Source organism: Arthrobacter sp. FW306-1B-F12A (genome assembly GCF_058781865.1).
Map to the genome: position 1 here is coordinate 211,426 of NZ_JBYSXD010000001.1, position 24,017 is coordinate 235,442.

28 protein-coding genes, 1 pseudogene and 1 riboswitch are annotated in these 24,017 nt (G+C 63.2%); of the genes and pseudogenes, 20 read left to right on the forward strand and 9 right to left on the reverse strand.

What is annotated here, in order from left to right; all coding sequences use genetic code 11:
* The first annotated feature begins 20 nt into the window (after positions 1-20).
* Positions 21-1,244 (forward strand): signal recognition particle-docking protein FtsY, encoded by a 1,224-nt coding sequence (gene ftsY / locus AC3WJU_RS01020; protein WP_492258917.1) that lies wholly within the window; start codon positions 21-23, stop codon positions 1,242-1,244.
* Positions 1,245-1,311: 67 nt separating this feature from the next.
* Here ftsY and AC3WJU_RS01025 read toward each other — a convergent pair whose 3' ends face one another.
* The gene (locus tag AC3WJU_RS01025) at positions 1,312-2,556 is read right to left on the reverse strand and encodes an MFS transporter (RefSeq protein WP_492258918.1); all 1,245 of its coding nucleotides are present in this window, start codon (positions 2,554-2,556) and stop codon (positions 1,312-1,314) included.
* A gap of 225 nt (positions 2,557-2,781) precedes the next feature.
* Here AC3WJU_RS01025 and AC3WJU_RS01030 point away from each other — a divergent pair, with 225 nt between their 5' ends.
* Positions 2,782-4,116 carry an ammonium transporter gene (locus tag AC3WJU_RS01030; protein WP_059387668.1) on the forward strand — a complete coding sequence of 445 codons (1,335 nt, stop codon included), beginning with the start codon at positions 2,782-2,784 and terminating at the stop codon, positions 4,114-4,116.
* Complete coding sequence (locus AC3WJU_RS01035) at positions 4,113-4,451, forward strand: P-II family nitrogen regulator (protein ID WP_028264639.1); 339 nt, start codon at positions 4,113-4,115, stop codon at positions 4,449-4,451. Before AC3WJU_RS01030 ends, AC3WJU_RS01035 begins: the two co-directional genes overlap by 4 nt.
* 94 nt (positions 4,452-4,545) lie before the next feature.
* Here AC3WJU_RS01035 and AC3WJU_RS01040 read toward each other — a convergent pair whose 3' ends face one another.
* Positions 4,546-5,946: a glucose-6-phosphate dehydrogenase gene (locus AC3WJU_RS01040; protein WP_306960814.1), complete on the reverse strand. Its 1,401-nt coding sequence runs from the start codon at positions 5,944-5,946 to the stop codon at positions 4,546-4,548.
* Positions 5,947-6,097: 151 nt separating this feature from the next.
* Here AC3WJU_RS01040 and ffh point away from each other — a divergent pair, with 151 nt between their 5' ends.
* Together ffh and AC3WJU_RS01050 are read left to right on the forward strand one after the other, a co-directional pair.
* On the forward strand, positions 6,098-7,663 hold the full coding sequence (gene ffh / locus AC3WJU_RS01045) for a signal recognition particle protein (protein ID WP_284988338.1): 1,566 nt from the start codon (positions 6,098-6,100) through the stop codon (positions 7,661-7,663).
* Positions 7,664-7,766: 103 nt separating this feature from the next.
* Positions 7,767-8,516, forward strand: coding sequence for an alpha/beta hydrolase (locus tag AC3WJU_RS01050; RefSeq protein ID WP_492258919.1), 750 nt, complete (start codon positions 7,767-7,769; stop codon positions 8,514-8,516).
* Here the strand turns inward: AC3WJU_RS01050 and thiC are convergent, their stop codons facing one another.
* Entirely contained in the window at positions 8,517-10,346 is a 1,830-nt protein-coding gene (gene thiC, locus AC3WJU_RS01055; RefSeq protein WP_492258920.1) for a phosphomethylpyrimidine synthase ThiC, read from the reverse strand.
* Positions 10,342-10,449: riboswitch (TPP riboswitch) on the reverse strand. (Overlaps the previous gene by 5 nt.)
* A gap of 77 nt (positions 10,450-10,526) precedes the next feature.
* Between thiC and AC3WJU_RS01060 the strand changes: the two genes are divergently transcribed.
* From AC3WJU_RS01060 to AC3WJU_RS01130, 15 genes and pseudogenes are all read left to right on the forward strand, one after another.
* Entirely contained in the window at positions 10,527-11,621 is a 1,095-nt protein-coding gene (locus AC3WJU_RS01060) for an amidohydrolase family protein (RefSeq protein WP_492258921.1), read from the forward strand.
* 78 nt (positions 11,622-11,699) lie between these two features.
* On the forward strand, positions 11,700-12,578 hold the full coding sequence (locus tag AC3WJU_RS01065; RefSeq protein ID WP_492258922.1) for a VOC family protein: 879 nt from the start codon (positions 11,700-11,702) through the stop codon (positions 12,576-12,578).
* A 70-nt stretch (positions 12,579-12,648) separates the two neighbouring features.
* Positions 12,649-13,092: a hypothetical protein gene (locus AC3WJU_RS01070; RefSeq protein ID WP_284988333.1), complete on the forward strand. Its 444-nt coding sequence runs from the start codon at positions 12,649-12,651 to the stop codon at positions 13,090-13,092.
* 195 nt (positions 13,093-13,287) lie between these two features.
* Positions 13,288-13,710 (forward strand): 30S ribosomal protein S16, encoded by a 423-nt coding sequence (gene rpsP / locus AC3WJU_RS01075; RefSeq protein ID WP_492258923.1) that lies wholly within the window; start codon positions 13,288-13,290, stop codon positions 13,708-13,710.
* 1 nt (position 13,711) lies between these two features.
* Positions 13,712-13,954 (forward strand): RNA-binding protein, encoded by a 243-nt coding sequence (locus tag AC3WJU_RS01080; RefSeq protein ID WP_028267532.1) that lies wholly within the window; start codon positions 13,712-13,714, stop codon positions 13,952-13,954.
* 129 nt (positions 13,955-14,083) lie between these two features.
* Positions 14,084-14,647, forward strand: a complete 564-nt coding sequence (gene rimM, locus AC3WJU_RS01085; protein ID WP_492258924.1) for a ribosome maturation factor RimM — start codon at positions 14,084-14,086, stop codon at positions 14,645-14,647.
* The gene (trmD, locus tag AC3WJU_RS01090) at positions 14,648-15,493 is read left to right on the forward strand and encodes a tRNA (guanosine(37)-N1)-methyltransferase TrmD (RefSeq protein WP_492258925.1); all 846 of its coding nucleotides are present in this window, start codon (positions 14,648-14,650) and stop codon (positions 15,491-15,493) included.
* Positions 15,494-15,781: 288 nt separating this feature from the next.
* Entirely contained in the window at positions 15,782-16,141 is a 360-nt protein-coding gene (rplS, locus tag AC3WJU_RS01095) for a 50S ribosomal protein L19 (protein ID WP_059387674.1), read from the forward strand.
* A gap of 78 nt (positions 16,142-16,219) precedes the next feature.
* Positions 16,220-16,897: a signal peptidase I gene (gene lepB, locus AC3WJU_RS01100; RefSeq protein ID WP_059387675.1), complete on the forward strand. Its 678-nt coding sequence runs from the start codon at positions 16,220-16,222 to the stop codon at positions 16,895-16,897.
* Positions 16,898-17,845: a signal peptidase I gene (gene lepB, locus AC3WJU_RS01105; protein WP_307055693.1), complete on the forward strand. Its 948-nt coding sequence runs from the start codon at positions 16,898-16,900 to the stop codon at positions 17,843-17,845.
* The gene (rnhB, locus tag AC3WJU_RS01110; RefSeq protein ID WP_492258926.1) at positions 17,845-18,582 is read left to right on the forward strand and encodes a ribonuclease HII; all 738 of its coding nucleotides are present in this window, start codon (positions 17,845-17,847) and stop codon (positions 18,580-18,582) included. Before lepB (AC3WJU_RS01105) ends, rnhB begins: the two co-directional genes overlap by 1 nt.
* Before the next feature lie 78 nt (positions 18,583-18,660).
* Complete coding sequence (locus tag AC3WJU_RS01115) at positions 18,661-19,005, forward strand: DUF2469 domain-containing protein (protein WP_059387678.1); 345 nt, start codon at positions 18,661-18,663, stop codon at positions 19,003-19,005.
* 114 nt (positions 19,006-19,119) lie between these two features.
* Entirely contained in the window at positions 19,120-19,476 is a 357-nt protein-coding gene (locus AC3WJU_RS01120; RefSeq protein WP_492258927.1) for a YraN family protein, read from the forward strand.
* Positions 19,477-19,734: pseudogene (locus AC3WJU_RS01125) on the forward strand (magnesium chelatase domain-containing protein); the annotation flags it as partial.
* A gap of 81 nt (positions 19,735-19,815) precedes the next feature.
* Positions 19,816-20,196, forward strand: coding sequence for a hypothetical protein (locus AC3WJU_RS01130; RefSeq protein ID WP_492258928.1), 381 nt, complete (start codon positions 19,816-19,818; stop codon positions 20,194-20,196).
* 3 nt (positions 20,197-20,199) lie between these two features.
* Here the strand turns inward: AC3WJU_RS01130 and AC3WJU_RS01135 are convergent, their stop codons facing one another.
* From AC3WJU_RS01135 to AC3WJU_RS01160, 6 genes are all read right to left on the reverse strand, one after another.
* On the reverse strand, positions 20,200-20,340 hold the full coding sequence (locus AC3WJU_RS01135; protein ID WP_492258929.1) for a hypothetical protein: 141 nt from the start codon (positions 20,338-20,340) through the stop codon (positions 20,200-20,202).
* Positions 20,341-20,896: 556 nt separating this feature from the next.
* On the reverse strand, positions 20,897-21,244 hold the full coding sequence (locus tag AC3WJU_RS01140) for a hypothetical protein (protein ID WP_492258930.1): 348 nt from the start codon (positions 21,242-21,244) through the stop codon (positions 20,897-20,899).
* Positions 21,245-21,256: 12 nt separating this feature from the next.
* Positions 21,257-22,441, reverse strand: a complete 1,185-nt coding sequence (locus AC3WJU_RS01145) for a phage major capsid protein (protein ID WP_492258931.1) — start codon at positions 22,439-22,441, stop codon at positions 21,257-21,259.
* Between the two features lie 238 nt (positions 22,442-22,679).
* The gene (locus AC3WJU_RS01150; RefSeq protein ID WP_492258932.1) at positions 22,680-22,850 is read right to left on the reverse strand and encodes a hypothetical protein; all 171 of its coding nucleotides are present in this window, start codon (positions 22,848-22,850) and stop codon (positions 22,680-22,682) included.
* Between the two features lie 106 nt (positions 22,851-22,956).
* A complete protein-coding gene (locus AC3WJU_RS01155) occupies positions 22,957-23,199 on the reverse strand; it encodes a hypothetical protein (protein ID WP_492258933.1) in 243 nt (80 codons plus the stop codon).
* A 303-nt stretch (positions 23,200-23,502) separates the two neighbouring features.
* Entirely contained in the window at positions 23,503-23,913 is a 411-nt protein-coding gene (locus AC3WJU_RS01160; RefSeq protein ID WP_492258934.1) for a hypothetical protein, read from the reverse strand.
* Positions 23,914-24,017 lie beyond the last annotated feature (104 nt).

The window sequence follows — 24,017 nt, forward strand, 5'->3', positions numbered from 1 at the left end:
CTTTGTGAGAAGCTAGGGGAGTGAACGATCTCCTCCCCATTATTTTGTCCATTGTCGCTGCCATCGTGGTGGTCGGAGGGCTGATTCCTGTCCTGCTCAAGGCGCGGAAGTCCTCCTCGACTTACGCTGGAAAGCGCGACGCCAACGACCCCGCCGACAAGGCGCCGGCAGGCGGCGGAACGATCGTCGACGACGCCCCCGGGACCGCGCCGGATCGCACGGCGCCCGGGCCCGTCGTCGAACCCGCCGACCTCGCCGTACCGGAGACCGACGTTCCGGACGACGCCGCGGGACTGGAACTTATCCAGGTGGAGACCCCTGCGCCTGTCGAGGGCCGCCTCAACCGGCTTCGCGCGCGGTTGGTCAAATCGAACAGCATTCTCGGGAAGGGTCTCCTGGCCCTGCTTTCGAGCGACAAGATCGACGAAAACGTCTGGGACGAAGTCGAAGAGACACTGCTGCTCGCCGACCTCGGCACCGAGCCCACCATGCAGCTGGTCGATGCCTTGCGTGCGCGGGTCAAGGTCCAAGGCACCCGTAGCCCCGAGGATGTCAAGGCCCTCCTGCGCGAGGAACTCATCAAGCTCGTGGATCCCACGATGGACCGCAGCCTGAACGTGGAACGCAAGGGAGCCCACCCGGCCATCATGATCGTCGTCGGCGTCAACGGGGTGGGCAAGACCACCACCGTCGGCAAGCTGGCGCGCGTTCTCGTCGCCGAAGACAAGGACGTCCTGCTGGGCGCCGCCGACACCTTCCGCGCAGCGGCTGCCGAGCAGCTCGCTACGTGGGGCCAGCGTGTCGGCGTCGCAACCGTCAGGTCGCACGTCGTCGGCGCAGACCCAGCCTCTGTCGCCTATGAAGCCGTCAAGTCCGGCATTGAGCAGGAAGTGGATGTCGTCATGATCGACACCGCCGGCCGCTTGCAAAACAAGGTTGGCCTCATGGACGAGCTCAGCAAGGTCAAGCGCGTCATCGAGAAGCTGGCCGAAGTGGACGAAGTCCTGCTCGTACTGGATGCGACCACCGGACAGAACGGCCTGAACCAGGCCAAGGTCTTCTCCGAGGTAGTCAACATCACGGGAATCGTGCTTACGAAGCTGGACGGTACCGCGAAGGGCGGGATCGTCGTCGCGATCCAAAAGGCCCTCGGCGTGCCGGTCAAGCTTGTTGGACTGGGCGAAGGCCCGGACGACCTCGCGCCGTTCGAGGCCGAAGCCTTCGTCGACGCCCTGCTCAACTAGGCGCATCCAGCCCAACTAACTAGCAGTTGTTGTCGTTTTCAAGGCTCTTAACGACATCTACTGCTAGCTAGTTGGGTGAGTCGACGCTTTCCTGGCCGCGCTGCATCGGCTCGCGTGCCGCGGACCAGCCGACGGCGGCGAGCAGGAGGATGCCGCCGGTTGCGCCGAAGGCCCAGCCGTAGCCAAGTCCATCAGCCACGAGGCCGACGAGGACAGGGCCAACAATAGCTCCGGCGTCGGAGGCCATCTGGAAAGCCGCCAGCACCTTGCCGCCGGAACGGCCACGGCCGATGATGTCCCCGACGGCGGCCTGCTGGGCCGGGTTCAGCAAGCCGGAGCCGAAGCCGGCAGCAGCCGACGCAGCGAAAAACGCGGGAAGATTGCCGGTCAACCCGATGGTCGCGGTGGCCAGGCCGGTGACTATCAAGCCCAGCAGCATCATGGGCTTCCGGCCGAAACTATCAGCCATGCGGCCGGAGAAGGTCAGCGCCAGCGCGTTTCCTCCCGCGAACACGGCCAGCGCCCAACCCGCCGAGGCGGAGCCTCCGGCCAGCACAACCACTGCGAACAAGGGGACAGTGGCCATTCGCACGCCGAAGGTCGCCCAGCCATTGCTGAAACTGGAGAACAGGGCGGCCCGGTAGGCAGAATCGCCCAAAGCCTCCTTCATGCGCATTGCCGGCCCCGCCGCGCCGCCTTGCGTCGCTCCCCCTGAACGTCCCGTCAGCTGCGTGCGAACAACCAAGGCCGCCAGGACCAAGGCTGCCGCGTAGGCGAGGAAGGGGACGCGCAGGCCGAACCCGGCGAGCAGCCCGCCAACCACGGGCCCCAGGACGCTGCCGATCAGGAATGCGGAGGCGTACGCGCCGGAGACCCGTCCGCGGCTTTCCGGAGGGGCGAGCCTGATCAAGAGGCCCATCGCCGCAACCGTGAACATTACGGAACCGGCTCCGCCAAGGCCCCGGAAGACCAGCAGCTGCCAATAGTTCTGGGCGAAGGCGCAGGCTGCCGTCGACGCAGCCACAATCAGCAACCCTGCGATGTACACGGGACGCTCGCCGAACCGACCCATCAGGGCACCCCCGGCCGGAGCGAACACCAAGCGCATGAACGCGAAAATGCTCACGATCACCGCGGCTGCCGTTGCTCCGACGTCGAACGTCGTGGCGAACTGGGGGAGTACGGGCGCCACGAGGCCGAAACCCAGGGCAATCAGGAACGCTGCCGCCAACATCACCTTGATGTCCCGTGGCATTGCAGCCTTCGCGGCCCTCGCTCCTTGATTGGCGGGGGATTCGGGGCTTGCAGTCATGGTGTCGGGGTCCTCTGGGTAGTACGAGCGCGGGGAAAGTGGAACTGACGAAACATATCCGTAACAAGGGTGATATGCACCATTTACGTTCGAGAAGTTCTTGTAACAGCCCCGCAATCTAAAACCTTCGCAGGTGAAACACTGCCCCGCAAAACTCTTATGTAGAACGCAAATGCGTTGGGACAGGCGGCTCAGCCCGCAACTAAAAGCAGAGAGGACGTAGACATGGACTTCACCGCCGGTCTCGTTTGGCTCCTGGTCGCATCAGCCTTCGTGCTGTTCATGACCCCGGGCCTGGCATTCTTCTATGGCGGCATGACCCGTGCCAAGGCCGCCCTGAACATGATGATGATGAGCTTCATCGCCATCGGCACAGTGACCCTCGTATGGGTCCTGTGGGGCGCCTCGATGTCCACAAGCAACACGGACAACTTCTTCCAGATCTTCGCGAATCCGTTCAGCCACTTCGGTCTGCACAACTTCACCGATCCGGCAGACCTCCTCCACGTTGGATACGCCGCAACCTTCGCGATCATCACCGTCGCCCTCATCTCCGGTGCCATCGCGGACCGCGCCAAGTTCTCGGCCTGGACGCTGTTTACCCCGATCTGGGCCACCCTCGTCTACGCACCCCTGGCCTACATGGTCTGGGGCGGCGGCCTCTTCTCGGCAACCGGCTGGTTCGGCCAGACTTTCGCTCCCGTCATCGACTTCGCCGGTGGCACCGTGGTGCACATCAACGCCGGTGTGGCCGGCCTCATCCTCGTCCTGATCATCGGCAACCGCAAGGGCTTCGGCAAGGACCCGAACCACCGCCCGCACAACGTGCCCCTGGTCATGCTCGGTGCAGCCATCCTCTGGTTCGGCTGGTTCGGCTTCAACGCCGGTGCCGCCGCAAACGTGCAGCAGGCTGGCCTGATCTGGATCAACACGCTCGTCGCACCGGCAGCGGCCATGCTCGGCTGGCTTGTCGTGGAGCGCATCCGTGACGGCCACCCCACGTCGCTTGGTGCGGCATCGGGCGTCGTCGCCGGCCTGGTTGCCATCACCCCGGCTTGCGCCAACGTTTCCCCGCTCGGCGCCATCGCACTCGGTATTGCAGCCGGCGTCGCCTCGGCCCTTGCTGTCGGCCTGAAGTTCAAGCTCGGCTACGACGACTCCCTGGACGTCGTCGGCGTCCACCTGGTGTCCGGCATCATCGGCACCGTGGCCATCGGCTTCCTCGCCACCCCGACCCAGGGTCCCGCAGGCCTGTTCTACGGCGGGGGGACCACCCAGCTGGTTGCACAGTCCCTCGCAGCGCTTTGCTCGATCGTCTTCACCGGCGTGATGACGTTCATCATCGCCTACCCGATTCACAAGCTCATGGGCTTCCGCATCTCCGAACGCCAGGAGATCGCCGGAGCAGACCTCAGCCTGCACGCCGAGACGGCGTACGAGTTCGGTGTCGGCGGCCACGGCGGAAGCTTCCAGCCCCTTCACGACCTCATCACCGGCAAGGTATCGTCCGAAGCAGCTGACGAAGCATCCGTATCAGGCAAGGAGAGTGTCCAGGCATGAAACTCATTACGGCGATCGTCCGCCCGGAGAAGCTCGACGCCATCCGCGAGGGGCTCGAAGCATACGGGGTACAGGGACTGACGGTCAGCGCGGCCAGCGGCTACGGCCGGCAGCGTGGTTACACCGAGGTGTACCGCGGGGCCGAGTACAACGTGGACCTGCTTCCCAAGATCCGCGTGGAGGTCCTGGCCACGGATGAGCAGGCAGACGACATCCTCGATGTCCTGATTGCTTCCTCCAATACCGGCCGTGCCGGTGACGGCAAGGTCTGGACCGTGGACGTCTACGAAGCAGTCCGTGTCCGCACGGGCGAGCGAGGCGCAGCAGCCATCTAAGGCCCAACGCAAAGGAGGGGCCGGGTACCTGGAAAGGTACCCGGCCCCTCTTGCGTGTGCCCTTGCGCAGGAGCGCAGGAGCGTGGCCGCCTGGTTAGTCCCCGACGGCGGTGGGCCAGTCCACGGGACCCGGCCCGCCGGCGTCGTACTTTTCGAGCGGCACGGAATCCTTGGCCCAGGCCTTGAGCACGGGCTCGATGATCCGCCAGCAGTCGACGGCGGTGTCGCCGCGCACCGAGAGCAGCGGATCGCCGGTAATGACGCCTTCCAACACTTCTCCGTAGGGCAGCAGATCGGAGGCATTCAGTTCTGCGTTGAGCGTCACTCGATCGAGAGTAAAGATATTTCCGGGACCGTTGACGTCGACGTCGATCTGCAAGGTGTCAGGACCGAAGCCGATGCGCAGCTGGTTGGGGGAGTCCACACCCTCGAATCCGGACGGCAGGTGCGGGACGGGCCGGAAGGTGACGATCGCCTCTTTCCGCGCGGCACCCAAAGCCTTTCCCGAGCGCAGGATGAAGGGGACGCCTTTCCAGCGCCAGTTATCGATTCCGACTTCGACTTCTGCGAGCGTCTCCGTTTCCCGTGCAGGGTCCACGCCCGCTTCGGCGACATAGTCCGGCACGTCCCGGTCGCCGATCCGGCCGGCGGTGTAGCGCGCCCGTCGGGTGGACTTCTTGTAGGGCGCGGTGATGCTGCTCGCACGCAGCACCGTTGAAATGGCGTCGCGGAGATCGCGCTCGCCGATGGTGGAAGGGGCATCGATGGCAAGCAATGCCATGATGTGGAGCAAATGGCTCTGGATCATGTCCTTGAGGGCGCCGGCTCCGTCGTAGTAGCGGGCACGCCCTTCGAGTGCGAGGTCTTCGTCGAAGATGATCTCCACTTTTTCGATGTGGTCCCGGTTCCACACCGGCTCCAGGAACCTGTTGGCGAAGCGCAGGCCCAGGATGTTGAAGACGGTGGCCTTGCCAAGGAAGTGGTCCACGCGGTGGATGTGGTCTTCCGGGACCAAAGCGGCGAGGGTCTTGTTGAGTTCACGGGCGGATTCGGAGCTGGATCCGAAGGGTTTCTCCATCACCAGGCTAGTTTCGGGAGGGAGCTGCTGGGCGGTGAGGACCTCGCAGGCCTTCTGGCTGATGTGTGGAGGCAAAGCGAAATAGACGGCGATTGGTGCTTCAAGCCCGGCCAGGAGCGTCGCGAGCTGGCCGTCCGCCGTGACATCCACTTGATGGTATTCGGTACTTTTCTCCAGTGCCGCGATTGCTTTCTTGCCTGCGGCACTTGCACCCTTGGCTGCCTCCTCGAAGGCGTCGCCCACGCGTTTGGTCCATTGTTCGGGCGTCCATGGGTCGGAGCCCGCTCCGACAAGCTTCAGGCCGTCCGCGAGGCCGCTTGCCACGAGCCTGGCGAGGCCCGGCAACAGCAATCGGCCCGTCAGATCTCCGGAGGCGCCTAGGATGAGCAACGTATTTACTGTTGTTTTGCTGGTCACTGTGCCAGCATGCCATCTTGCAGGCGCGTCTTGGTACCCTAGATAGTCGAGTCCCTCAGTTGAGTCAGATTTGTTTGGGGCAGGAATCGTCAAGATATTGGTGCGTCGGAACGGCCGCCATTCGTAGACCATTGAAAGAAGTGCACGGCGCGTGTTCAATTCACTCTCTGACCGGTTGACAGCAACCTTCAAGAATCTCCGTGGCAAGGGCCGCCTCACTGAGGCCGACGTCGACGCCACCGTCCGCGAGATCAGGCGTGCCCTTTTGGACGCCGACGTTGCCGTGCCCGTGGTCCGCGAGTTCACCGGCCGCATCCGTGAACGCGCCTTGGGCGCCGAGGTTTCCGCGGCACTGAACCCGAGCCAGCAGATCGTCAAGATCGTCAATGAGGAACTCCAGGAGATCCTCGGCGGCGAGACCCGCCGTATCCGCTTGGCGAAGACCGGGCCCACCATCATCATGCTCGCCGGCTTGCAGGGTGCGGGTAAGACCACCCTCGCGGGCAAGCTTGCCAAATGGCTCAAGGCGCAAGGCCACAGCCCTGTGCTCGTTGCCGCCGACCTCCAGCGTCCAAACGCCGTTACGCAGCTCCAGATTGTCGGCGAACGGGCCGGCGTACCTGTGTTCGCTCCGCACCCCGGCACCACCTCGGATCTGGATGTTCCCACCGGCGACCCCGTCGCCGTCGCACGCGCCGGCGTCGACGAAGCCCGGCAGAAGCTGCACGACGTCGTGATCGTGGACACCGCGGGACGCCTCGGCGTCGACGCCGAAATGATGGACCAGGCGCGCCGTATCCGCCAGGCGATCATCCCGAACGAAGTGCTGTTCGTCATTGACTCCATGATCGGCCAGGACGCCGTCAACACGGCAGTTGCCTTCGACGAAGGCGTCAACTTCACCGGCGTCGTGCTGTCGAAGCTCGACGGCGACGCCCGCGGTGGTGCCGCGCTCTCGGTCGCGTCCGTCACCGGCAAGCCGGTCATGTTCGCATCCACCGGCGAAGGCCTGGACGACTTCGAACTGTTCCACCCGGACCGCATGGCTTCCCGCATCCTCGACATGGGTGACGTTCTCACCCTGATCGAACAGGCCGAGAAGAACTGGGACAAGGATGAAGCGGCCCGGATGGCGAAGAAGTTCGCCGACCAGGAAGACTTCACCCTGGACGACTTCCTCGCCCAGATGCAGCAGATCCGCAACATGGGCTCCATGAAGAAAATGCTCATGATGATGCCGGGTGCGCAGAACATCCGCCAGCAGCTGGAGCAGTTCGACGAGCGGGAAATCGATCGCGTGGAGGCGATTGTCCGCTCCATGACCCCGCACGAGCGTCTGGCTCCGAAGATCATCAACGGCTCCCGTCGGGCCCGCATCGCCCGTGGTTCCGGTGTGCACGTCTCCGAGGTCAACGGCCTCCTGGAGCGTTTTGCGCAGGCCCAGAAGATGATGAAGAAGCTGGCCCAGGGCGGCGGCATGCCCGGGATGCCTGGCATGCCCGGCCTCGGTGGCGGGTCCCGCAAGGCAAGCAAGAATGCGCCCAAGAAGAAGGCCCGTTCCGGAAACCCCGCCAAGGCTGCCCAGGAACTGCGCGACGCCGAGAACAAGCGGGCGAACGCCGTCCGCACCGGCGCGGCATTCGGCCAGCCTTCCGGCGACTTCGACCCCTCACAGCTGAACCTGCCCAAGGGCTTCGACAAGTTCCTCGGCAAGTAGCCGTCCCACCCAACTGGCTAGCAGTAGGTGTCGTTTTGACCCCTCAGAACGACAACAACTGCTAGTGAGTTGGGTTGTCAGCCCCGTGCCATAGGCTGGGGGGATGCAAAAGCAGCGCGTCGTGTTCGTCCATGGAGCAGGCACATTCGGCGCTGCGGCGTGGCCGAAACAGCATGGCATGGCGCTGGCGTACGATGCACTGTTCCTGAAACGCCACGGCTTTGATGCGCAGACCGAGCCTTTGGAATCCGATGTTGCAGCCGATGTGGAGATTATCCTCGAGTGCCTCGGAGCTCGGGAGGCCGCATCGGCCCCGGGCCCCGCGCGTGGGGGCCATGTGGTCGCGCACTCGCAAGGCGCGATTTCCGCCATGTTGGCCGCGGTGGAGCGGCCGGACCTGGTCCGCTCCCTCGTGCTCGTGGAACCGGCTTGTCTTTCATTGACAGCCGAACTACCCGCCACCGCGGCGTACCGGACATTGATGGAGCCGTTGTTCCGGATCCGGCACGAACTCAGCGATGACGATTACCAACGCGAATTCGTCCGCAGGGCGTTTTCTTCCGAGGCGGCTGTCCTCAGCACCCCGGAGGCCCGGCGAACCGCGCGGCGCCTGCGGCTGCAGGCTCCGCCGTGGGAAGCGCCCCTGCACATTGTGCCGGGAGTTCCCACGCTTGTGCTGACCGGTGGTTGGGAACCCCTATACGAAGAGATCGCCGGGTACTTGCAGGAAACCGGCGCCCTCCACCGCGTTGCGGCTGGAGGACACCGGCCTCATGACTCAGTTGAAGGAGACCGGATCATCCGCTCCTTCATCGCGGATGCCAGCCGCGCAGGATCAGTCCAGGCTTCCTGATCAGTTCAGGTTTCCTGACGCCGCCTCACGTTTTCCTGCGGGAACCTCAAGCTCGGGCAAGTAGACCTTGCCCCCTGATGCCAGGAACTCCTCGCTCTTTTCGCGCATGCCGCTATACATTTCCGCGATGGCCGCTTGTGAATCAGCCGAGCCGTATTCGTCGCGGATGTCCTGGCTAATGCGCATGGAGCAGAATTTTGGTCCGCACATGGAGCAGAAGTGCGCCGTCTTGGCCGGTTCTGCCGGGAGTGTCTCGTCGTGGAAGGATTCGGCCGTGACCGGATCCAACGACAGCGCGAACTGGTCACGCCAGCGGAACTCGAAGCGGGCCTTGGACAGCGCATCGTCGCGTTCGTGGGCGCCGGGGTGTCCCTTGGCCAGGTCAGCGGCGTGGGCGGCGATTTTGTACGTGATCACGCCGGTCTTGACGTCGTCCTTGTTGGGCAGGCCCAGATGTTCCTTCGGAGTGACGTAGCAGAGCATCGCGGTTCCGAAGCGTGCGATCTCCGTGGCGCCGATGGCGGAGGTGATGTGGTCGTAGCCCGGGGCGACGTCGGTGACAAGGGGGCCCAGCGTGTAGAACGGCGCGCCGTCACACAGCTCCTGCTGGCGCTCCACGTTCTCCCGCACCAAGTGGAACGGGATGTGTCCGGGGCCTTCGACCATGACCTGCACGTCGTACTGCCACGCGCGCTTCGTGAGCTCGGCCAAGGTGTCCAGCTCGGCGAACTGCGCGGCGTCGTTCGCGTCCGCCGTCGCGCCCGGGCGCAGTCCATCACCCAGCGAGAACGCGACGTCGTACTTGGCGAAGATTTCGCAGAGCTCGTCGAAGTGGGTGTAGAGGAAGTTTTCCTCGTGGTGGGCCAGGCACCAGCCCGCCATGATGGAGCCGCCACGGGAAACGATGCCCGTCACGCGGTTCGCGGTGAGCGGCACGTACCGCAGCAACACGCCGGCGTGGATGGTCATGTAGTCCACGCCCTGCTCGCACTGCTCAATGACGGTGTCGCGGAAGATTTCCCACGTGAGCTTGTTGGCTTCGCCGTTGACCTTCTCGAGGGCCTGGTAGATGGGCACGGTGCCGATCGGTACGGGGGAGTTACGGATGATCCATTCGCGGGTGGTGTGGATGTCATCGCCCGTGGACAGGTCCATGACGGTGTCGGCGCCCCATTGCGTTGCCCACTGCAATTTGTCGACCTCTTCGGCGATGGAGCTGGTGACGGCCGAGTTGCCGATATTGGCGTTGATCTTCACCAGGAACGCCTTGCCGATGATCATCGGTTCGGATTCGGGGTGGTTGATGTTGTTGGGGATGATGGCCCGGCCGGCAGCGACCTCGCTGCGGACGAGTTCCACATCGCAGTTTTCGCGAAGTGCCACGAACTGCATTTCGGGCGTGACGATGCCCTGTTTCGCGTAATGCATCTGTGTCACGGTCTTGCCGTCGACGGCGCGGCGGGGCACCGGCTGAGCCCCCTTCCACTCCGCGGAGGCGGCGCCGCGGCGGACGGCAGACTTGCCGTCGTCGAGCAGGTTCCGTTCGCGGCCGCTGTAGGCCTCGGTGTCGCCGCGGGCTTCGATCCACTCGCTGCGGAACGGTTCGAGGCCCACTACGGGATCACTCCCGGGTCCGGCGGTCCGGTACACCTGGAACGGGGCGTTGGCCTCGCCGTTGGGGGACGGTTCGAGGGCGATTTCCGTCACTGGAACCCGGATTCCCGTGTCGGCATCCTCCAGGAACGCGAGGGAATGCGACTTGAGGGATTGGGTCACATCGTGGTCCGATCCCTTTTGGGTAGGGCTCAGCTGTGTTTCTTTGGTGCTCAAAGGATTACTCACTTCCTTCGCCGGCATTACCCGGACAGGTTCAACGGTCGCAGGCTGCATCAGCCCGATCTCAGCCCTTGCAAGGGCCCCCGTGTGGTCGTAGACGAAGCTACCACAGCTGCCAGCGCTTGTGACAGATGTGACCGCGCCGGCGAAGCTCCCGGGAACTAGGGTGGAATCATGGCGGAAATCATCGAATTCAGCGGCGCCGTCCTCACCGGGCCGGAGGAGGAACGGCGCGGCCTCTGGTCGGTCGACGGACGGCTGACCTTCGTCCGGCCCCTTGCGAAGCCCGACGTCGTCCTGGACGGTTGGGTGCTTCCCGGCCTGGTCGACGCGCATTGCCACGTTGGCTTGGGCAAGGGCGGAGCTGTCGACGAGGAGACTGCCCGCCTGCAGGCGACTGCGGACCGGAATGCCGGGACCCTCTTGATCCGCGATGCCGGATCCGCAAGCGACACGCGCTGGCTGCAACGCCGGGCGGACATGCCGAGGATCATCCGCGCGGGCAGGCACATCGCGCGGCAACGGCGGTACATCCCCGGGCTGGCCGAAGAGGTGGAGCCGGAGGATCTGATGGAGGCAGTCCGCAAGCAGGCGCGGTCCGGAGACGGCTGGGTCAAGATCGTGGGGGACTGGATCGACCGCTCCGCCGGGGATCTCGGCCCGTCCTTTCCGGCCGCCGTCGTCAAGGACGCCGTCGCGGCCGCACACGACGAGGGGGCGCGGGTGACCGCCCATTGCTTCGCCGAAGGGACAATCGATGACATGCTCGACGCCGGGATCGACTGCATCGAGCACGCCACCGGATTATTGCCCCACCACATTCCCCGGCTGCTGGACCAGGATGTGCCGATTGTCCCCACGCTCATCAACATTGCGACGTTTCCGGACATCGCGAAGCAGGCTGAAACCAAATTTCCGCGCTACGCCGCCCACATGATCGCGTTGTGGGAGGGCAGGCATGAGCGGGTCCTTGAGGCGTTCGACGCCGGAGTGCGGGTGTACGCCGGAACCGACGCCGGAAGCGTCATCAAACACGGCCGGATCGGCGAGGAGATCCTGGAACTCCAGCGGGCGGGTCTTCCGGCGGCCGCCGCCCTCGATGCTGCCTGCTGGTCCGCCCGTGAGTGGTTGGGTGCCGACCGCATCAGCGAAGGCGCCAGCGCAGACGTCGTGCTCTACGCAAAGGATCCCCGAGCGTCCCTAGAGATCGTGCTGCAGCCCGGATGCACCGTTCTGAGGGGACACATTTCAGGAAGCGCCGGGCATTAGGAATAAATTGAAGCTTCAAGTAATTTAGATACATAGAGGTTGCCGAAGGGCGGCGCCACAAAAAGCCGGGAGTTTCACATGACCATCACATCCAGCCAGGATCTCCTTCCTGCCGAACTCACCATGGGCACTGTCATGCTCAAAGTGGGGGACATGAAGCTCATGGGCGACTACTACCAGCGGGCGCTGGGGCTGGACGTTGTCGCCGAACAGGACGGCGGGCTCTACTTCGGCCGGCTAGGCAAGCCGTTGGTGCACCTCGCGCCGGCCGCTGGTCTCCAGATCCCGGGCCGCGGAGAGGCCGGACTCTTCCACACGGCGCTGCTTTTCGAGGATCAGCCCTCGCTCGCCGCAACTGTTGCCTCCGCCGCGCAGTACGAACCCCACGCCTTCGTCGGCAGTGCCGACCACTTGGTCAGCGAAGCCTTCTACTTCACCGACCCGGAGGGCAACGGCATCGAACTCTACTACGACAAGCCCCGTGAAGGCTGGGAGTGGAACGGCAGCTCGGTCGTGATGGACAGCTTGCCGCTCCCGCCGCAGCGCTACCTCCAGCAGTACCTGAGTGAAGCGGCCGTGACGGGCCAGCATGGGGCGGGCGCCGGCGTCGGGCACGTCCACCTCCAAGTGGGTGACGTGCGGACCGCCCATGATTTCTACGTTGACACCCTGGGCTTCGAGCAGACCGCCGGCTGGCACGGGCAGGCCCTGTTCGTCTCCGCGGGTGGCTACCACCACCACATGGCCATGAACGTGTGGAACAGCCGCGGTGCAGGTCCGCGCAAAGACACCCTCGGCCTCGGGGAGGTTGTCATCGAGGTGCCGTCAGGAGACGACGTCGGCGCGCTCGCAGATCGCCTCAAGGTAGCGGGCATCGCCTCGCACCACACAGGCCAGGAGCTGCGCTTCGAGGACCCGTGGCGCAACCGTCTGCGGGTCGCGGTCCGCTACGCTTGATCCGACGGCGTGGCGCATCTCGGCCGCTGCGCCGCAGCTCCGTTGGCACGACTGAATGAGAGTACTTTCCATGGGCTTTGCTGAAATCTTTGTTGCCACCCACGATGAAGCACTCAAGAGGGCCGCTGCCCTGGAGAAGGGCAGCGACGTATCCGGCGCCGCGGTACGGATCCCGGGAATCAGCGATTTCGAAGTAGAACAACTCGGCGACCTCGCGGGCACGGCCGTGCACGCAGGCGGGGCCGACTATGAGCTTGCTTTGGTGGACGTCACCAGCGACGCCTTGCTGGGCGTCCCGGAAGCGATGGTGCGTGCCCTGTCTGAGCTCCTTAGCTACGAGACCGAAGGCGAAGGGAACGTCCTCGACGACGTCGCCGAACGCTGGGCGGCCCAAGAGGACATGCCCTTTGATGCCCAACAGGCCCGCCTGTACGTCCAGCAGTTGGCGGCCCTCGCGAGCGACGTCGAAAAGGCCGAACGGGGCGGTCTCTACGTCTGGTCCGCTGAGCAGTAATCCCGCAGAAAAGCCGCCGCACGGGCTGCGTGTTCGAAATACTGTCCGCCATCTGGCACAATGGACAGGTACTCGATCCGCGCGGCCCCTCTCTCCGTGTGTGCATCTTGTCCTTGGAACCCTCAAGTATGGCCCGCCCCACGGGTGCAGAACGACGGGCTCAACCCCGTTTCAGAAACAGGAGTGACCACAAAAGTGGCCGTAAAGATTCGCCTTAAGCGCTTCGGTAAGATGCGCGCACCGTACTACCGCATCGTCGTCATGGACTCCCGCGCCAAGCGCGATGGCCGTGCGATTGAAGAAATCGGCAAGTACCACCCCACCGAAGAGCCCTCGTACATCGAGGTTGTCTCCGAGCGTGCACAGTACTGGCTGTCCGTCGGCGCCCAGCCGACCGAGCAGGTTGCCGCGATCCTCAAGATCACCGGTGACTGGCAGAAGTTCAAGGGCCTCACGGGCCAGGAAGGCACGCTGAAGACCAAGGTCGCCAAGCCTGCTTTCGTTGCACCGGAGAAGGGTTCCGTCATCATTCCGGAAGCCATCACCAAGAAGGCCAAGCAGTCGGAAGCAACTGAAGCTCCCGCTGACGCTGAAGCAGAGACCACCGAGGCTGAGTAAGTTGCTGGCAGAAGCGCTCGAGCACTTGGTCCGTGGGATCGTTGACAGTCCTGAGGACGTCAAGGTCAGTGCCAAGAACAACCGCCGCGGGGAATCCCTCGAGGTGCGCGTTCACCAGGACGACCTCGGACGGGTGATCGGTCGCCAGGGTCGCACCGCACGCGCTTTGCGCACTGTGATTGCGGCATTGGCGGGCGGCGAGCAGGTGCGGGTCGACGTCGTAGACACCGACCGTCGCCGGTAACGCGCTCAGCAATACTTGTCTTAAATCCGGCCCCTTCACCAGATTATGGTGGAGGGGCCGGATTGTTTTACGAGCAAACCCAGCCGTGGGTCCCTCATCCGGGCCCAGCGAAGAAATCAGAGGAACCCCATGCAGCTCCAGGTTGCCCGAATCGGCAAGCCCCACGGAATCCGCGGCGAAGTCACCGTCCAGGTGCTCACCGATGCCCCTGGCGATCGTTTCGTCCCGGGCACCGAATTTGTGGTGGAGCCCGCGAAGGCCGGCCCCTTGACCATCAGCAGCGCCCGGTGGAACAAGGACATCCTATTGCTCGGTTTCGAAGAGATCTCCACGCGCAACCAGGCGGAGGAAATCCGCGGCGCGAAGCTGTTCATCGAGACCGAAGAGCTGGAAGAGGACGACGACGAAGGCTGGTACGAGCATGAGCTCGTCGGCCTTGAGGTCCGCGTCGGCTCGCAGACCGTAGGTAAGGTGACCGCGCTCAACACCATGCCGGTCCAGGACCTGCTGGTCATTGAAGACATTGACGGCAAGGAAATCCTGGTGCCCTTCGTCGAAGAGATCGTGCCCGAGGTCAACGTCGAAGACGGCTATGTGTTGCTCACGCCTCCGCCGGGGCTCTTCGAACTGAACACTGATGCTTCCCGCACCGATACGGAAGAGGACGACGCTGAAACCAAGGATGACGCCTAAATGCGCATTGATGTCGTCAGCATCTTTCCCGAGTACCTGGCGCCGCTTGAGCTTTCCCTCATAGGCAAGGCCCGCCAGGATGGGCTCTTGGAGGTCAATGTCCATGACTTGAGGGCCTTCACCACCGACAAACACCGCACCGTGGACGACACTCCGTATGGTGGCGGTGCGGGCATGGTCATGAAGGCCGAGCCCTGGGCCCAGGCCTTGGAATCCATTGCCTTTGCACAAAATGCCGAGGTTGGAACTGCCGCGCCTGAGCGCTCGTCGGACGCGCCGGCGAAAAAGCCGGTCCTGATTGTGCCGTCGCCCGCGGGGGAGCGCTTCAACCAGGCACTCGCCTATGAGCTCGCCGAGGAAGAGCAGCTCGTTTTCGCCTGCGGCCGCTATGAAGGCATTGACGAACGCGTCATGGAGTGGGCGGCAGGGCACTTCACCGTGCGTCCGGTCAGCTTGGGCGACTATGTCCTCAACGGCGGAGAAGTCGCAGTCCTGGCCATGGTCGAGGCCATCGGACGCCTGCTTCCGGGCGTCGTCGGCAATCCCGAATCCTTGGTGGAGGAATCCCATTCGGACGGCTTGCTGGAATATCCGGTCTACACGAAGCCCTCGTCATGGCGCGATCGTGACGTGCCCGCGGTCCTCTTGAGCGGCAACCACGGGAAGATCGCCCAGTGGCGCCGCCACGAACAGTTCCGCCGCACGGCGGAACGTCGCCCGGACCTCCTCGCAGAGTTCGACGCCGGCCACCTGGCACGTGCGGACCGCACGGCTTTCGGTGAACTCGGGTACGACGTCGTCGATGGCCGGTTGCGGCGCCGCCCGGGCAGCGACCTCCCGGACTGAGCCTCCCGCCGTCGGGCAACTTCATCCTCCACCCGACCGCAGGAACCGGGCCGCATTCGCGGGATTCGCCGGAACCCGCGGGGTGTGGCAGAATTAACCCTTGTGTCTACTGGGTTCGCGCCTGCCACAGGGGGAGCGTCACCAACAGCCTGACAACCCGGAACCGCCAATCAGTGGCGGTACCGGACTTGAAAATCTTCGGCGGTAATTTCCGGCCGGCCTTGCGCCCCGGGCTTGCCCGCCGTGACCCAAAGTGGATGCCCTGTGGCGTTCACCAGGAGTGGATTAATGCATATCCTCGATAGCGTAGATGCAGCTTCGCTGCGTAACGATGTTCCCGAGTTCCGCGCGGGTGACACCATCAAGGTTCACGTGAACATCATTGAAGGCAAGAACTCCCGCGTCCAGGTCTTCCAGGGCTTCGTCCTGGGTCGCCAGGGTGACGGCGTTCGCGAAACCTTCACGGTCCGCAAGGTCTCCTTCGGTGTCGGCGTAGAGCGTACCTTCCCGGTTCACTCCCCGATCATCGAGAAGATCGAGGTCGTCACCAAGGGTGACGTCCGCCGCGCCAAGCTCTACTACATGCGCGCACTGCGCGGTAAGGCTGCGAAGATCAAGGAAAAGCGCGACTTCGCCACCGGCAAGTAGGTCTTTCGACCAACAGCGGGTCCTGGATTCGTGTCCGGCCTGCGCCGGAGAAATCCGCAACGCAACAGGAAACGAATCATGGACCACGCAAAACGCCAGCCCCGGAAACAGGGCTGGCGTTTTGTTTTGCTCGCACTTTTCCTGGCCGTGGCCATCAGCGGGCTTGTCCGGTCCTTGTGGCTCGATGTCTACTTCATCCCGTCCGAGTCCATGGAGCCGATCCTGGGCACCGGAGACCGCATCCTGGTGTCCCGCACCGATTTCGCCGGGGACCCTATTCGCCGTGGAGACATCGTGGTCTTCGACGGAAGGGGAACGTTCGCTCCGCTGAACAGCGGCAAAGGACCGTTTGCCGATGCCGTCGCCGCCGCCGGCCATTGGCTGGGCCTGACGGGAAGCGACACGACATACGTCAAACGTGTCATCGGCCTTCCCGGAGACCACGTGGCTTGTTGTGGCAGCAACGGAAAACTCACAGTCAACGGTCAGCAGCTTGAGGAACCCTATCTTTATCCCGGCGACACGCCGAGCGAACAGAGGTTCGACGTCATCGTTCCGAGTGACAGATTGTGGCTCATGGGGGACCACCGTTCGCGGTCGGCCGATTCGCGCGGCCTTCTGGGCGCACCCGGCGGAGGGATGGTGCCGCTGGAGCGTGTCATCGGGCGTCCAGTCCGGATTATCTGGCCGCTTGATAGATTTGCAGAACTGCCTCGCCCTGCGCAGGCCGGTACAACCTCGAAGAACGGACAATAGATGCCCGAGACAACTCCCGGGAAGCCGGAACGGCACGACGGCGAAGCCCGGCCCCTGGACGGACCGTCCGCTCCCGCCATGGATCTTGCAGCGGGCGACGGCGATCCGTCCCCCGTGGGCGCGACCGGCTCGACGGCGGTCCGGCCTGAGGAGCACGAGTCGCCGCGCCGCGCCGCACGGCGGAGCTCACGGCCGGAATCGGGCGAAAGCGATCGCTCCGAAACTCCCGCTAAAACCCACGGTAGTCCGTTCCTCGGCTGGCTCAGGGAAATCGGCACGGTGGTGGTCATCGCCATCGTGTTGTCCTTCCTCATCAAGACTTTCCTGTTCCGTGCCTTCTTCATTCCTTCGGAGTCAATGGTCAACACCCTTGACGTTGACGACCGGATCTTCGTTAATCTGCTGGTCCCGCAACCTTTCGCCCTGGAGCGGGGCGACATCGTGGTCTTCAAGGACGCACAAGGTTGGCTGCCGCCCACGCAGAAGACGACTCCCGGACCCTTCAAATGGTTCCAGGACGGTCTCGTCTTCGTCGGACTGCTTCCGGACGAGACCAATCAGCACCTCGTCAAGCGCGTGATCGGCCTGCCGGGGGACAGGGTCTCCTGCTGCGACAGTTCAGCGCGGGTCAGCGTCAATGGCACGGTCCTCAACGAGAGCTACATCAATCCTGCCCAGGTTCCCATGGCCAAGTCTTTCGATGTAGTGGTCCCTGCGGGCAAAATTTGGGTTATGGGCGACAACCGCAACAACTCGGCCGACTCCCGCGAACACCAATCAGTCAATGGTGGTTTCATCGACATCGCCGATGTCGAAGGCAAAGCAACGGTTATTGCGTGGCCCATCAACCGGTGGCAGATCCTTGACAACCACTCCGAGGTCTTCCGCAACGTTCCTTCGCCGTCGCCCCAGAACACGGCTTCACCCACGGCTCCAGCGAGCAAGTGATGGTTCCCGCGGGCGCGCGAGCGGCAACGCCGGTTCGAACTCAGCGGAAACCCGCCGCGCGGACCAAACACGCTCCTGATTTTCCCACCCTGGACGTCGAACGGGGATTCCTGGCTCCAGGGGTCACGCTTCTGGCCGGAGTCGACGAAGTAGGCCGCGGAGCCCTCGCCGGACCGGTGTCGGTGGGGATCGCCGTCGTCGACCTCAGGGACCACGGCCTGCTCGCCGATGTCCGCGACAGCAAGCTTCTCAAGCCCGAGGACCGCGAGCGGTTGGAACCGCTGGTACGCGAATGGGCGGTTGGCGCCGCAGTGGGCCACGCAAGTTCAGTGGAGATCGATGCGCTGGGCATTGTGGGCGCCCTGCGCCTTGCCGGAACACGCGCCTGGTTCGAGATTCTCGCCTCGGGCGTGCATCCGGACCTCGTCCTGCTGGATGGGAGCCACAACTGGCTCTCGCCCCAGACCCAAGGTTCCTTGTTCGACGCCGAGGTGGCCGGTCCTGCTTGTGAGGCCCCGGTGCACACCCGTGTGAAGGCGGACTTGAGCTGCCTCAGCGTGGCGGCGGCCAGTGTGCTGGCCAAAGTGGCCAGGGACCGCATCATGGTCGGGCTGCACGAGGAATATCCGGCCTTCGGCTGGAATGAGAACAAGGGCTACGCCACGTCCTTCCACCGCGACGCCATCAGATCGTTGGGTCCCACGCCGTACCACCGGACCCGCTGGAACCTGGTCTAGCCTTCGCTTTTCCTTGCCCTGGACGCCGCCGGCCCGGCCGTGGCGCCGCCTGCCCGCTCTATGGTGCAAGATGGATCTATGAGTGCCGAGGATCTTGAGAACTACGAAACCGACATGGAGCTGCAGCTCTACCGCGAATACCGCGACGTCGTTGGTTTGTTCAGCTACGTTGTCGAGACCGAACGGCGGTTCTATTTGGCGAACCACGTCGACCTGCAGGCCCGCAGCGCCGATGGCGAGGTCTATTTCGACCTGACGCTCCAGGACGCCTGGGTGTGGGACGTCTACCGTTCGGCCCGATTCGTGAAGAATGTCCGGGTCATTACGTTCAAGGACGTCAACGTCGAAGAACTTCCGCGCAGCGAGGAACTTTCCTTGCCGAAGGATGGCGATCTGGGGGATCTCGGCAACCTGGGCAATTAGCCAAGCCCGGCAACTGCTCCTCCACACCGTCTGACTGACGGAGTTTCCCCACATAGCCGAACTGCCCCCTGTCTTTGACTTCTCCGCGCCTCCAGGCTGGAAGCGGAGGTGGTCATGAAAGCCAAAGACGTGTTCGGCCGGCACGGTGAAACGCTGGCCGTAGCTTTCCTTGAAACCCAGGGAATGCGGATTGTGGACCGCAATTGGAGATGCTCCGACGGCGAGATCGACATCGTGGCGCTCGACGGCGACACCTTGGTGATCGCAGAGGTCAAAACCCGGAAGAGCCTGGCCTATGGGCATCCCTTCGAAGCGGTCGGCGCCGCCAAACTCGCCCGGCTCCACCGCCTGGCCGGGTCATGGTGCCGTGACCACGAGGTGCGCGCCGTGCTCCGCCGGGTGGACGTCGTGGGAATCATCGACGACGGGGTGGGCGAGCCCCAGCTCGAACACCTCAGGGGCGTGGGCTAGATGGGAGTCGGCCGAAGCTACTCCGTGGCGCTGTTGGGCCTGAACGGCTACATCGTGGAGGTCGAGGCAGATATCGGCCAAACCCTCCCCAATTTCGTGATCCTGGGGCTGCCGGATGCTTCCCTGAACGAAGCCAAGGAACGCATCCGCTCCGCGGCACAGAACTCAGGCATCCCGCTGAGTCGTCGAAAGATCACCGCAAACCTGATTCCGGCCTCCCTGCCGAAGCGTGGCTCGGGTTTCGACCTGACTAAAACCTAGTTTTGACGTTTCTACGAGCGTATAGTTCAAGTTGTAGGATGTCCTACAACCGAACCGTTAGACCGAAGGAAGCCCGCCATGTTCATCCAATCAATCACTCACTTCGACCCCGCTACCCAGAAGCTCGTCCGGAGGAACTGGGTCCGCAGGGGCGACACCATCAAAGCCATAAAGGCCATCGCCGACGACGTGACGGCAAAGGAGTTCACCGAGGCCGTCAGGAAGGACCCGGAGCGCCGCGCTCCGTGGGTCAGCCAATCGGGCAACACCGTCGTCATGTTCGAGGAAAAGGCCGACCGCCGCGACGAGTGGGAGCCAGCCGAGGGTAAGGCCACCGCCAGCGGTACCGGCAGCCAGAAGCGGGTACGCTGCGCGGTCTGCCAAAAAGAGTCGAACGCGGGAGGCATCGCGATCCATCAGAAGAACTCCGGTCACGTCGGCGTCGAGGACGTGGCGTGATGCTCACCATTCGAGGACGTCGAGAGGGAAGTTCGCACCGTTTTCGCCCAGTACGATCAGGACCGCGATGCGGGTCACGGTTTCTGCCAAGCCCATCATGGCGTGGCCGTCTGCGATCGGTTTAGCGGCCATAACGGTCCGCATGCGTGGCTTTCTGGAGTCATTTTCGACTGTGCGCTCAACTACTGGAGGTCCACTCGGCTAGTGACCTGGAGGTAGTTCCACCCATCCCCGAAAGAGGCCCCAAGGTACCTTGGGGCCTCCTGTACGCGCGGCAGGGGCGTCGCGGGTACTAACGGGCGTTCCGGCCCCAGCGCGCCGTCTAACGATCCTCGGGGGGCTGTCCAGGGGGGCTGTGACGCCACAATTTTCAAAACGGTTCTCGGGCGGGGTCGGTGCTACCCGGAGGAGCGCGCTGGCGCGCTCCGGCCTCAGAGATTTTTCACCACCCTACCCAGCCAGCGCTTGAGGTCATCCCCAGCGGCGCTGTGGCGTCCGTCAAAAGCGCGCCCGGGTCAGGGTCGGCCTAGGGGTAGCCTGGCGGGCCACAGGGGCTGTAAAAGGCGATGATCTGGGGAGGACTTAGAGGAGCCCAGATCATCGCCCGTCTAAGGTGGAGCGGCCGAGTGCGAAGGAAACCGCTCCACCGTCTAAAGGCGAGATACGGCGCTGCTTCAAGGGGACGCCATACCTCGCCGGTCTACAAAGTCCCCGTCAAATACAGGTCGAACGTGAAGGACGGCGAGGTACCAGTGATGGTGGCCACGGCGCGAACCGAGGAGCCGATGGGACCAGTGACGACGAGCCTCTGAGTGGTTGCTGCCGTTGCCGCAGTGAAGGCACCGGATGGCACGTCGTACCAAGACACACCGTCGGCCGAATCCTGCAGCTTCACTGTCATCGACGGCGACGTGCCAGATACAGCCGAGACATTGAGGTACCCGATGACACCCTTGTACCCACCTCCCTGCGTCGTGGCGCTGTTCGTTGTCGCCGTGAGCACCTGTCCTACCCATATCGCGCTGGTGGCGCTAGTTCCCTGGAGCATGATGATCCCTTCTTAGAGTCCGGTGATGATGTTGACGGCTTGGGGGCGCTGGACGCCGAGGGCCAGCCGTTCCTCAGCCCTTACGCGAACGGAGCCCGTCTGGAAATCAGTGCCACTCTGGTTCGTCATTTCGATCGTTACGCCGGTCCTGATGAAAGCAGTCACTGCCAGCGCTGTGTTGAGCAAAATTCCGGTCCCGGCTGCGATCTGCGTCGTCAGTGCGACAGGCACGCCCCACAGCTGAGGCACGATTTCGTCGGCTGGGTTGCCGAGCAGGTAGTGACCGTAGCTGTCCTTGATGGTCCGGATTGAGGCCCACGTGGACGGGTGGATGATGAACAAATCCGGCTCTACGAATTGCGCGCCGGACCGCAAATCTGCAATCGCAAGATTCAGCGTGTCCAGATCATTCGTTCCGAACGCAGCCGCGCGGGTAAGTACGCCGCTGGTGTTGAGCAGACCGCGAATCTGAGGCGCTGTGCCTGATCCGTTCAGCAGAGCGCTAGATTCGGCGTCCTGCATCTGCCGAGTGATCTCGACAGAAACGTAATCGCGAAACGATCCGAAGTCGGCCAGAAGCTCGTCAAGAACTACTGTCTGAACTGCCAGCTTTTGTGCGATCAGCGTTGTCTGGGTCGTAGTCAGGATGTTTTCTGGATACGTGCCCCCTGCTGCTACGGGGCCAGCCGCTTGAGAGTTCGCCGAGTGAACGATGAATTCGACAGAGGGACCACTCATCGGCGTGGTCGGGAACAGATCGAGCAAGCGCGTCGGTTCAAATCGCTTACCCACGAGTCCGATCAGCTGCGGAGGGATCTGCCCTTCAGTAACTACACTCTGCGCAGCATCCTTAGTTACGACGTCCAGTTCGAACCGAGCGCCACCGCCTCCCTTGAGAGACTTGAAGCCGTCGAACAGCGCTTCGTCCGGGATTTCGAAGGACGGCACGACCGCCCCACGACGGGCGAGGACGGGATGGTTCGCGGCAGACGAGCCATTGAAGCTGTCGGCCCCGGCCATCATTCGCTTGGCCTGCATGTGCAGGGAGATGGTGTCGTTCTGCGTCTTTATGTCGGCCTCGACACGGTCGAGCTGACGCTTCTTCTCGACATTCGTCAGCGACTTGTCGTCGAGAATTCGTGATGCTTTGATGTTCAGCTCGCGCATAGCGGCGCGGGCAGTTTCGATGGTGCTCATTGGAATAATCCGGTCTGCGGACCCAGATTTTTGATGTGGACGTGGGCTGTCAGCCCTTCGTGAGCGTCCTACTTTCAGGTCCAGCGGCTATCCGGAATGGTCAGACCGGAGCGGCAGCGGCGGCAGCGTTTAGTCTGCGGCGGTTGCCGGCTCCCCTGGCGAAACGGGAATCGCGGTTGTGCCGAAAAGAGCTATGCTCGATTTTCGATCTATTCAGTTGTAGCTTCAAGTTTACCCGTTAGTCGTCGAGTATGAAAAATACGCATCCCGGTTCGTGGTCGAAGCCCAGGCATCGAGCGCCAAAGCTATTGACTTCGATTACCTTCCGCGTGGGAGTGCAGAATTCGCAGTCTTTGCCTACGACCAGCTCTATGGAGCGGTCGGCGTCTGTTGGTTCGTTCTCGTTCATGATGATTTCCTTTCTGTGGGATCCTGTGAGGACTTTGACCACTCGCAAGCTACGGTCATATCCGGATCCGTCCGTTTGATCCGCTCGGGAAAAACGGATCAAAAATTTATTCAGATCGTTTACCCTGGGTAAACTCGTCGTCCTCGGGTGGTAACGGCAGCGCTGCGAGAAGCGCTACGACCAGCCGACGGGCGTTAGCGGCGGTCAGGCTGGCGCGGGTCACCCCATTCACCGTCACGGCCACACCGGGGGAATCCAGACCGCTCGGGCTGGTGATCAAGATGGGCTGTGCGCCCACTTTTGCGTAGGCGATTTTCTGGTACTCGTGCGGAGCCGTCCGGATCATCACTTTCGGTCCTTCCGTGCCTTGATCGCTGCTGCCTTGGCTCTCGCGATGGCGGCTCTCCGCGCGTTGGCGGCAGCTAGCCTCTTCAGTTGGACGCTGTGACTGTTGTGAATCGCCATTTCTATTTCCTTCCTTTTGGGCAGTTAGCGGCGTGGGTGATTTCGACCAGGAATCCGCCCTCCGCTCTCTGGATCGACATGATCGGGACACAGTCGCCGCAGGGGGAATCCAGAATCGCGTGCATCCTGTGGGCCAAACGCGGGCCGTCGGGGAAAACGTGGATGGACGTGCCGACGCCGAGGGGGGTCATGCGCCCAAAACCTTTCCGTTCGCAGCCAGATGTTTGCGGATGAAGTCAGGCCAGTCCGTGTGCTCCAGCCACGCCTTCGTCTCCATCAGATGGAGGGTCCAGTCGAGCAGGGCCTCGGGCGTGCGGGCACGCTCAACGTCGAACCAGTAGTCCATTCCTTTTTCCCTGTGCGGGTCGCAGTCAAAGTGTGTGGCCACCCATGCGGCTTGTTCGGGAAAGTCGGAGATCAATTCGGTCAGGGTGTACCAGCCATCAGGGTGGGCCTCATCAAATGCTTTGGCCCCCTCCTCTACTCGGCGGATATCCGAGTACTGAATGGTGATGTAGCCGTGCTTGCCGTCCGGGATGGGCTTCTGGCAGTAGTGGCACGTCCACACGAGCTTCCGGGTCTTTGTTGCTGTGGTCATTTTTCTTTTCCTTTCGTGGTGAAAAACATCTAGATTGCGGGGGAAGTAGCGGTAGGTAGCGGTCCTCAGTAACTTTTCTTGTATCCCCTCATGGGAAGGTTTAC

What these genes read in the sequence shown, in the direction of transcription:
- AC3WJU_RS01025 (WP_492258918.1), bottom strand. Translation starts at nt 2,556, where the DNA reads ATGACTGCAAGCCCCGAATCCCCCGCCAATCAAGGAGCGAGGGCCGCG.
- AC3WJU_RS01030 (WP_059387668.1), top strand. Translation starts at nt 2,782, where the DNA reads ATGGACTTCACCGCCGGTCTCGTTTGGCTCCTGGTCGCATCAGCCTTC.
- AC3WJU_RS01035 (WP_028264639.1), top strand. Translation starts at nt 4,113, where the DNA reads ATGAAACTCATTACGGCGATCGTCCGCCCGGAGAAGCTCGACGCCATC.
- AC3WJU_RS01050 (WP_492258919.1), top strand. Translation starts at nt 7,767, where the DNA reads ATGCAAAAGCAGCGCGTCGTGTTCGTCCATGGAGCAGGCACATTCGGC.
- AC3WJU_RS01060 (WP_492258921.1), top strand. Translation starts at nt 10,527, where the DNA reads ATGGCGGAAATCATCGAATTCAGCGGCGCCGTCCTCACCGGGCCGGAG.
- AC3WJU_RS01065 (WP_492258922.1), top strand. Translation starts at nt 11,700, where the DNA reads ATGACCATCACATCCAGCCAGGATCTCCTTCCTGCCGAACTCACCATG.
- AC3WJU_RS01070 (WP_284988333.1), top strand. Translation starts at nt 12,649, where the DNA reads ATGGGCTTTGCTGAAATCTTTGTTGCCACCCACGATGAAGCACTCAAG.
- rimM (WP_492258924.1), top strand. Translation starts at nt 14,084, where the DNA reads ATGCAGCTCCAGGTTGCCCGAATCGGCAAGCCCCACGGAATCCGCGGC.
- trmD (WP_492258925.1), top strand. Translation starts at nt 14,648, where the DNA reads ATGCGCATTGATGTCGTCAGCATCTTTCCCGAGTACCTGGCGCCGCTT.
- rplS (WP_059387674.1), top strand. Translation starts at nt 15,782, where the DNA reads ATGCATATCCTCGATAGCGTAGATGCAGCTTCGCTGCGTAACGATGTT.
- lepB (WP_059387675.1), top strand. Translation starts at nt 16,220, where the DNA reads ATGGACCACGCAAAACGCCAGCCCCGGAAACAGGGCTGGCGTTTTGTT.
- lepB (WP_307055693.1), top strand. Translation starts at nt 16,898, where the DNA reads ATGCCCGAGACAACTCCCGGGAAGCCGGAACGGCACGACGGCGAAGCC.
- rnhB (WP_492258926.1), top strand. Translation starts at nt 17,845, where the DNA reads ATGGTTCCCGCGGGCGCGCGAGCGGCAACGCCGGTTCGAACTCAGCGG.
- AC3WJU_RS01115 (WP_059387678.1), top strand. Translation starts at nt 18,661, where the DNA reads ATGAGTGCCGAGGATCTTGAGAACTACGAAACCGACATGGAGCTGCAG.
- AC3WJU_RS01120 (WP_492258927.1), top strand. Translation starts at nt 19,120, where the DNA reads ATGAAAGCCAAAGACGTGTTCGGCCGGCACGGTGAAACGCTGGCCGTA.
- AC3WJU_RS01130 (WP_492258928.1), top strand. Translation starts at nt 19,816, where the DNA reads ATGTTCATCCAATCAATCACTCACTTCGACCCCGCTACCCAGAAGCTC.
- AC3WJU_RS01135 (WP_492258929.1), bottom strand. Translation starts at nt 20,340, where the DNA reads ATGCGGACCGTTATGGCCGCTAAACCGATCGCAGACGGCCACGCCATG.
- AC3WJU_RS01140 (WP_492258930.1), bottom strand. Translation starts at nt 21,244, where the DNA reads ATGCTCCAGGGAACTAGCGCCACCAGCGCGATATGGGTAGGACAGGTG.
- AC3WJU_RS01145 (WP_492258931.1), bottom strand. Translation starts at nt 22,441, where the DNA reads ATGAGCACCATCGAAACTGCCCGCGCCGCTATGCGCGAGCTGAACATC.
- AC3WJU_RS01150 (WP_492258932.1), bottom strand. Translation starts at nt 22,850, where the DNA reads ATGAACGAGAACGAACCAACAGACGCCGACCGCTCCATAGAGCTGGTC.
- AC3WJU_RS01160 (WP_492258934.1), bottom strand. Translation starts at nt 23,913, where the DNA reads ATGACCACAGCAACAAAGACCCGGAAGCTCGTGTGGACGTGCCACTAC.